Genomic DNA, 6,422 nt, shown 5'->3' with positions numbered 1-6,422 from the left:
GCCCCACACCAGGCGTATGGTTTCCTCAATGACCAGCGCCGCACCGAAGGTCAGCAGCAGGCCATAGAGCGGGTCACGGCCATAAGTGCGCCGCATGCACAGCTCCAGCAACAAGCCGAAAATACCCACCAGGATGGGCGCAAGAATGAGTGCCGCCAGGTAACGCGTTCCCAGCGGCAAACTCATGTACCAGGCCTGCAGGTTCGGGAACATGCCCAGCTGCGGTGCGATCAGGAAAAGCGCGAAGTACATGCCCAGCGCAAACAGCGAGCCGTGCGCCAGGTTGATGGTTTCCATCACCCCCACGATGAGCATGAAGCCCAACGCGATGAGTGCGAACAACAGGCCCAGCGAGATGCCGTTGACGAGGTGCGGAATAAGCTGGAGCAGAAAATCCATGTCGGTCTTTGAAGATGGAGGGCCAGTCAGACTTCGTAGCTGGGGGTCGCGTCGTAGCTCTCAAGCTTGCAGGCGCCGCCGGCATCCTTGTCCGCCACATCCTTGGGATCGGCCTGTGTGAGGATCTTGAAGATGTCGTCTTTCTCGGCGGGCTGGTCGTTGTAGGTCGCCATGTAAATCGTCTGCTGACACTGGTGGGTGACGGGATCCATCCACGCGTCGTAGTGCTGCAGGCGGTCGGCCGCGCTCATCTTGCGGCCTTCGAGCTTTTTGATCACGGCAATGTTGTTGGTGGTGCCGGCCTCTTCCACACAGCGCAGCAGCTCGCGCGTGGCCATATAACCGTTGTGATACACATTGCCCGGCACGCGAATCGCCATGCCAGGGAACTGCTTCTGGTATGCCGCCACAAACTCTTTGACGCCCGGCAGGCCCAGGCGCCAGTACCACGTGGTGCCGAAGACGCCGAAGATGGCCTCGGGGCCCAGACCGTAGACATCGGGCCAGTCCTGCTGGTTGTTGATCCACGCCATGGACTGGTTCATCTTGAGCTGCACAACTTGCTGGCGCAGCGCCTTGATGTCGTCACCGCCCACCGCCGTGGCCACCACATTGGGCTTGAGCTGTTGCAGCTTGAGCAGGTAGGACGAGAAGTCGCGGGTGTTTTGCGGCACCAGCAGCTCCTCAACGATGCGCCCGCCGTTGGCTTCCACGATCGCGCGTGTCGCCTTGGAGGTGGTGTGGCCCCACACATAGTCGTTGGTCAGCAGCACCCAGTTCTTGCCGCTGGCCTTGATGGCGTTCTTGACGATCGCGTTGGAAAAGTTGGTGCCGTTGCCGTCCCAGACGAACTTGGTGCGGTGGCAGTCCTTGCCGGCCTCGGTCGGGCTGCTGGAGTTGGTGTTAAAAAATACCGTGCCGTATTTCTGCGCAACCTGCGAGATGGCATTGGAGACGCCTGAGTGCACTGCACCGATCAGAAAGGAGGCCTCATTGCGCGTGATCATGCGTTCGGCCACGCGCGAGCCGGTGGCCGGTGTCGTTTCCGTGTCAATATGGATGGCCTCAATGCGCCGGCCCAGCACACCGCCCTTGTCGTTAAATTCCTTGATCGCCATCATGGCGCCCAGGCGCTCTTCGGCGCCCGAGGCTGCATACAGGCCCGAAGCGTCCATGGTCAGGCCAATGGTCAGCGGTTTCTTCTGGCCGGTCTGCGCCCAGGCGTGGTTGTGCTTCCACGGCCCCATGAAGGGCGCCGCGCCGTACAGGCCCGCCCCCACCAGCGCCAGGCTTGAGTGCTTGAGCAGCGCGCGGCGCGAGGTGGCCTTGCTGTCGGATTGGGATTCAGGTGTTGCGTGGTTGTTCTTGATGTCGCTCATGGTTTTGTCTCCTGCGTGTAAATGGGTCAAACGGGTTGGCTTAACGGGGAACGATCTTGACGTCGTTGAGTTTTTCCTGTGCTTCGAAAAGGGAGGCGATCAGCTTGTCGCCGTAACCAGCGTTGCTGGCCTGGATCAGGCTTTGGTGCGTGGCCTCACCCATGAAGCTGGTGACGGGCAGCATCTCGGCCAGATGGGTGTAGTAGCGCAAATCTTTTTGCGCATTGGCGATGCCGAACTTGAAGCCGGTGACGTCGCCTTCCTTGAGCGTTTTCGTTGCCATCATCTGAAAGATGCCGCAGTTCACGCCCCCGGCCGAGATCACGTCATAGAGGCGGTTGAGGTCCAGCCCGCTTTTGGCCGCCACCGCAAAGGCCTCGGCAATCGAGGCCGCAAAGCTCATGGCCATCATGTTGTTGACCAGCTTGAGCACGTGGCCGTGGCCGGGCGGGCCGACGTGGAAGATGTTTTCGCAAAAGGCCTTGAGCACCGGCTCCAGCGCCTTGAAGTCCTCAGGCTCGGCGCCGACCATGGTGTTGAGCCTGCCTTCCTCGGCTTCCTTGGGCGTGCGCGCCAGCGGCGCATCGACCAGCTTGATGCCTTTGGCCGCGAGGTCGTTGCGGATGCGGGTGCTGGAAGCGGGCTCGGCGGTGGAGGTGTCGACCACGATCAGGCCTTTGCGGCCGCCGTCCAGCAAGCCGTCCTTGCCGTAGACAATCTCTTCGACCTGGGGCGAGCCCGTGACGCAGATGAACACGATATCGCTGGCCTGCGCGCATTCGGCGTTGGTCCTGGCCTCTTTCGCGCCGGCGGCAATCAGGTCGGCCAGGTTGTCCCTGTTGCGGTTGACCTTGAAGGTGAGGGCGAAGCCCTTGGCCAGCAGATTCCTGGCCATGCCGTGGCCCATCATGCCGATGCCGATGAATCCGATTTTGGGTATTGTCATGTTTGTCTCCGTTTTCTTTCCCGTTGTGGCTTGTCTGTTCTGTCTGTTGCGTTTGGCGGCTTAGTTCACGGCCTCAGTGGCGGCTACTGAAACAGTGGCCCCTGCGCCCGCCCTCGCCTGGTCCCACAGCGAGATCAGCCGCGCATAGCGCTCGGCAATGGCCTTGACCACCGCCGCGTCGTCCATGGCGCCTGAGAACCAGCCAGTTGCGGCATCGGCAAAGATCGAGCGCCCCACGGCAAAGCCGCGGCAGATGGCGTGCGGCGCTGCGATTCGAAAGCTCTGATCCAGTTTTTCCTCGCTGGCCTCCAGGCCCAGCACCAGCACACCGCGGCAATGCGGGTCGTGCTGCGCCACCACGGCCGCGATCTTTTCCCAGGCAGCCGCACTAACGGCTGGCGGCAGCTTCCACCAGTCGGGGAAGATGCCAGCCTGGTAGATTTGTTCGAGCGCCATCGGTACGGTGTCGCCATCCGCGGGCATGTCCTTGGGTGGGATCACCTCGATGAGGAACTCGTGAAAGCTGTCCACGCTGGCTCGCTGCAGGTCGGCCAATTTGGCCAGCTGGCTGTCGCGCAAGGCCGGCTTGTCATGCGGGTGGTAATACACCAGGCATTTGGCGACGTGCTCGCTGGGCCAGGTTCGCATGACCGCACCCAGGCCGGCGCCGGCTTCGAACTGCAGCGGTCGTGAACCCGGCAGCTCGACCGGCCTTGCGACCCACCAGCCTTTGCCGGTCACCGTTGGAAGCACCTCTTCACCAAAGCGTCCGTCAACGATCACGCCGACGCCACTGCGCTGGCCGGCTCCAAGCCGCGCACCTTCGGCGATCAGGGATTTGAAAAGGGGGATGCGTTCGCTAGGCGCGCCATGGCGTGCCGCTACCTCTTCCAGCTGCTTGCGGTGGTCGAACGCCAGGATGACCAGTTCTTCCCAGCGGCGTGTGCGCGTGCTGACACGGTGCAGGTGTTCGAGCTGCGCGTCTTCGCGCAGGCGCCGGGTGGCCGAGCCATGCATCAAGAAAAACTGCAACTCTTCCCAGCTCGCCATGGCCGGCGCGCAGCCATGGCGCGACACCACCAGCGCGCCGCAGGCGTTGGCATAGGCGCAGCAGCGTGTGAGCGGCTCCCCCGGGATCCAGCCGCGCAGAAACCCCGACATGAACGCATCGCCGGCGCCCAATACGTTGTAGACGTCCACCGGAAAGCCGGGGCCTTGCAAACCTTTTTCCAGTGAATCGGGAATCGCACCGTCGAACACCACGCAGCCCATGGGCCCGCGTTTGACCACCAGCGTGGCCTGCGTCAACTCGCGCAAGCGGCGCAGGGCTGCGAGCGTGTCGGTGCTGCCCCCGGCGATGTGAACTTCTTCTTCAGTACCGACCACCAGATCGCAGTGACCGACGACGGTTTGCAGATGCGCGCTGACCTCGCCGGAAGGTACAAAGCGCTGCTCGCCCATGCCCGGGCTGGTCAGGCCCCATAGCACGGGTCGATAATCGATATCGAGCACCACGCGCGTGCCCGCGGCTTTGGCCATCATCATGGCGCGCTTGCAGCTTTCATAGGTGAGCGGCTGCGACAGGTGCGTGCCCGAAATCAGGAGCGCCTTGGCCGAAGCAATGAAGGCCGCATCGAAGTCGTCTGGACTGATCGCCATGTCGGCGCAGTTGTCGCGGTAGAACACCAGCGGAAAAGTGTCGCGGTCCTGGATTCCCAGAAACACCAGTGCCGTCAGGCGCTTGGGATCGGTGGCGACATGGCTCACGTCCACGCCTTCGGCCGCCAGGGTTTCGCGCACAAAACGGCCATTGTGCTCGTCACCCACACGGGTCAGCATGGCGGGCTTCAGACCCAGGCGCGCCACGCCCACCGCGGTGTTGGCCGGCGAGCCACCCAAATATTTGGTGAAGCTCTGCATGTCTTCAAGACGGCCCCCGATTTGCTCGCCATACAGATCCACCGCGGCGCGGCCGACACAGATCAGATCCAGCGGGCGGCTCATACGGCCCCCTTGCGAGTTGGCTTGGCTGCGGTCTTGCTGTTCCTGGTTTTGGCTTTCGCTGCGCTCTGCTCAGCCAGTTGATGACCGGTGCTGACCACCAGCGCCTGTGCCAGACACAGCGGTGCGACCAGCGAGCGGAACGGCTTGGAGGAATCGTCGGCCAGCTCCAGGCAAACCTTGGCATGCGCCTTGAGCGGCGAGAGGGGACCGTCGGTAATGGCAATTACCAGCGCTCCCAGTTTGGCGGCCTCTGCTGCAGCCGCGATGACTTCGGGCGAATAGTTGCGAAAGCTGGCGGCGATCAACACATCGCCGGGCGCAACGGAGCGCAGGCTTTCGCGCAGCATGCCGCCCGTTCCGTCGAGCAGGTGGGTGCGCAGTTCGAGCTGGCTCAACGCATAAGCGAGGTAGCCCGCCACCGGAAAAGCGCGGCGCTGGGCCAGCACATGGATGCGCGGCGCCGAGGCCATGAGCTTGACAGCCGCTTTCAGGTCGGCCTGGGCGATGCTTTCCTCGAGGTGGCCGAGTTCGGCCACCGATTCGCCCACCAACTGGTGCAGTACACCGGCCGGTGCGCGCTCGCCGTTGAGCTGCTTGCGCCGCATCTGGTCTATGCGTTCGCGGTAGCTGTCGGAACGCTCCAGCAGGTGGCCGCGGAACACCTGCTGCATTTCGGAGAAGCCGCCATAGCCCAGCGCGTTGGCGAAGCGGATCATGGCCGAAGGCTGCACCTCGGTGGCCTCGGCCACCGTCGCCACCGTGCCCAGCGCCAGGTCGTTGGGCTGCTCGAGCGCGAAGCGCGCGATGCGCTGCAGCTGCTTGGACATGTCCGGGTAAATCCGGCCAATCAGCGCCTTGAGTTCTTCGTAAGTCGTTGCAGAGTCCATATGTCGTTGCCGCCTCGGGAATGCGATGGACGGGCCGGGCCTGCGTCGCATCAAATTAGAATAGATATTCTTGCTTATTTAAATAATAGAACGTATATTCTGTTGTGTCCAGCCCATTTTCAGCACTTGTTTTTCTAGCTCCACTCATTCACCCAGAAAAACCGAAGAGACAAGGTCCCCATGCAACTCGCTTCCGGCCGCGCGCCRCTGATCCCTCTGCCGATGCTCGCCACATTGCTGGTGCTGCTGTCCACGCCGCTGTGGGTGGGCCGCGTCGGGCTGTACCAATACCTGGCCCTGGAAATCATGATCTGGGTGTTGTTTGCGATGGGCTACAACCTGCTCCTGGGTTTCACCGGCCTGCCCTCCTTCGGGCACGGTGCATTCTTTGGCGCGGGCGCCTACGCCTTCGGCCTGCTGCAACTCAAGGTCTGGCCCAACCTGTGGTTCGACCTGGCCGGCGCGGTGCTGGTCACAGCGGCGCTCGGCGCGCTGGTGGCGCTGTTCATCTCACACAGGCGCGGCATTTATTACGCCTTGCTCACCATCGCATTCGGCCAGGTGTTCTGGTTCATCGCCAACAAATGGCATACCGTCACGGGCGGTGAAGACGGGCTGCTGAACATCAAGCGCCTGCCGGCCGAKTTTGGTTTTGTGTCTTTCAATCTCTCCGGCAACAACGCCCTCTTCTTCTTTTGCCTCGTGCTGTTCGGGTTGGTGCTGCTGGTGCTGTGGCGGCTGATCCATTCGCCATTGGGTCGCATCTTCAGTGCCATCAAGCAGAACGAGACCCGCGCCGCCTTTGTG

General features: G+C 62.5%; 6 protein-coding genes. 1 reads left to right on the top strand and 5 read right to left on the bottom strand.

Features of this window, described 5'->3' with window-relative positions; all coding sequences use genetic code 11:
* From AC1D1X_RS12940 to AC1D1X_RS12920, 5 genes are all read right to left on the bottom strand, one after another.
* Positions 1–399, bottom strand: a 399-nt coding sequence (locus AC1D1X_RS12940; protein ID WP_477698408.1) for an ABC transporter permease subunit, incomplete at its 3' end; no start/stop codon positions are given.
* A 26-nt stretch (positions 400–425) separates the two neighbouring features.
* A complete protein-coding gene (locus AC1D1X_RS12935) occupies positions 426–1,778 on the bottom strand; it encodes an ABC transporter substrate-binding protein (RefSeq protein WP_457281808.1) in 1,353 nt (450 codons plus the stop codon).
* A 40-nt stretch (positions 1,779–1,818) separates the two neighbouring features.
* Entirely contained in the window at positions 1,819–2,724 is a 906-nt protein-coding gene (locus tag AC1D1X_RS12930; protein ID WP_477670350.1) for an NAD(P)-dependent oxidoreductase, read from the bottom strand.
* Between the two features lie 60 nt (positions 2,725–2,784).
* The gene (locus AC1D1X_RS12925) at positions 2,785–4,728 is read right to left on the bottom strand and encodes a bifunctional 5-dehydro-2-deoxygluconokinase/5-dehydro-2-deoxyphosphogluconate aldolase (RefSeq protein WP_477670351.1); all 1,944 of its coding nucleotides are present in this window, start codon (positions 4,726–4,728) and stop codon (positions 2,785–2,787) included.
* Positions 4,725–5,615, bottom strand: coding sequence for a MurR/RpiR family transcriptional regulator (locus tag AC1D1X_RS12920; protein ID WP_477670352.1), 891 nt, complete (start codon positions 5,613–5,615; stop codon positions 4,725–4,727). Before AC1D1X_RS12920 ends, AC1D1X_RS12925 begins: the two co-directional genes overlap by 4 nt.
* Before the next feature lie 180 nt (positions 5,616–5,795).
* On the opposite strand from AC1D1X_RS12920, the gene AC1D1X_RS12915 reads away from it, so the two are divergent.
* The coding region (locus AC1D1X_RS12915; protein ID WP_477698407.1) for a branched-chain amino acid ABC transporter permease at positions 5,796–6,422 on the top strand (627 nt) is incomplete at its 3' end.

It is taken from the genome of Polaromonas sp. P1_G4, assembly GCF_056405475.1.
The sequence above is the reverse complement of the archived record's forward strand: the minus strand, read 5'-3'. Positions and strand labels throughout refer to the sequence as shown.

Coding starts and splice junctions, on each gene's coding strand:
- AC1D1X_RS12935 (WP_457281808.1), bottom strand. CDS start 1,778: ATGAGCGACATCAAGAACAACCACGCAACACCTGAATCCCAATCCGAC.
- AC1D1X_RS12930 (WP_477670350.1), bottom strand. CDS start 2,724: ATGACAATACCCAAAATCGGATTCATCGGCATCGGCATGATGGGCCAC.
- AC1D1X_RS12925 (WP_477670351.1), bottom strand. CDS start 4,728: ATGAGCCGCCCGCTGGATCTGATCTGTGTCGGCCGCGCCGCGGTGGAT.
- AC1D1X_RS12920 (WP_477670352.1), bottom strand. CDS start 5,615: ATGGACTCTGCAACGACTTACGAAGAACTCAAGGCGCTGATTGGCCGG.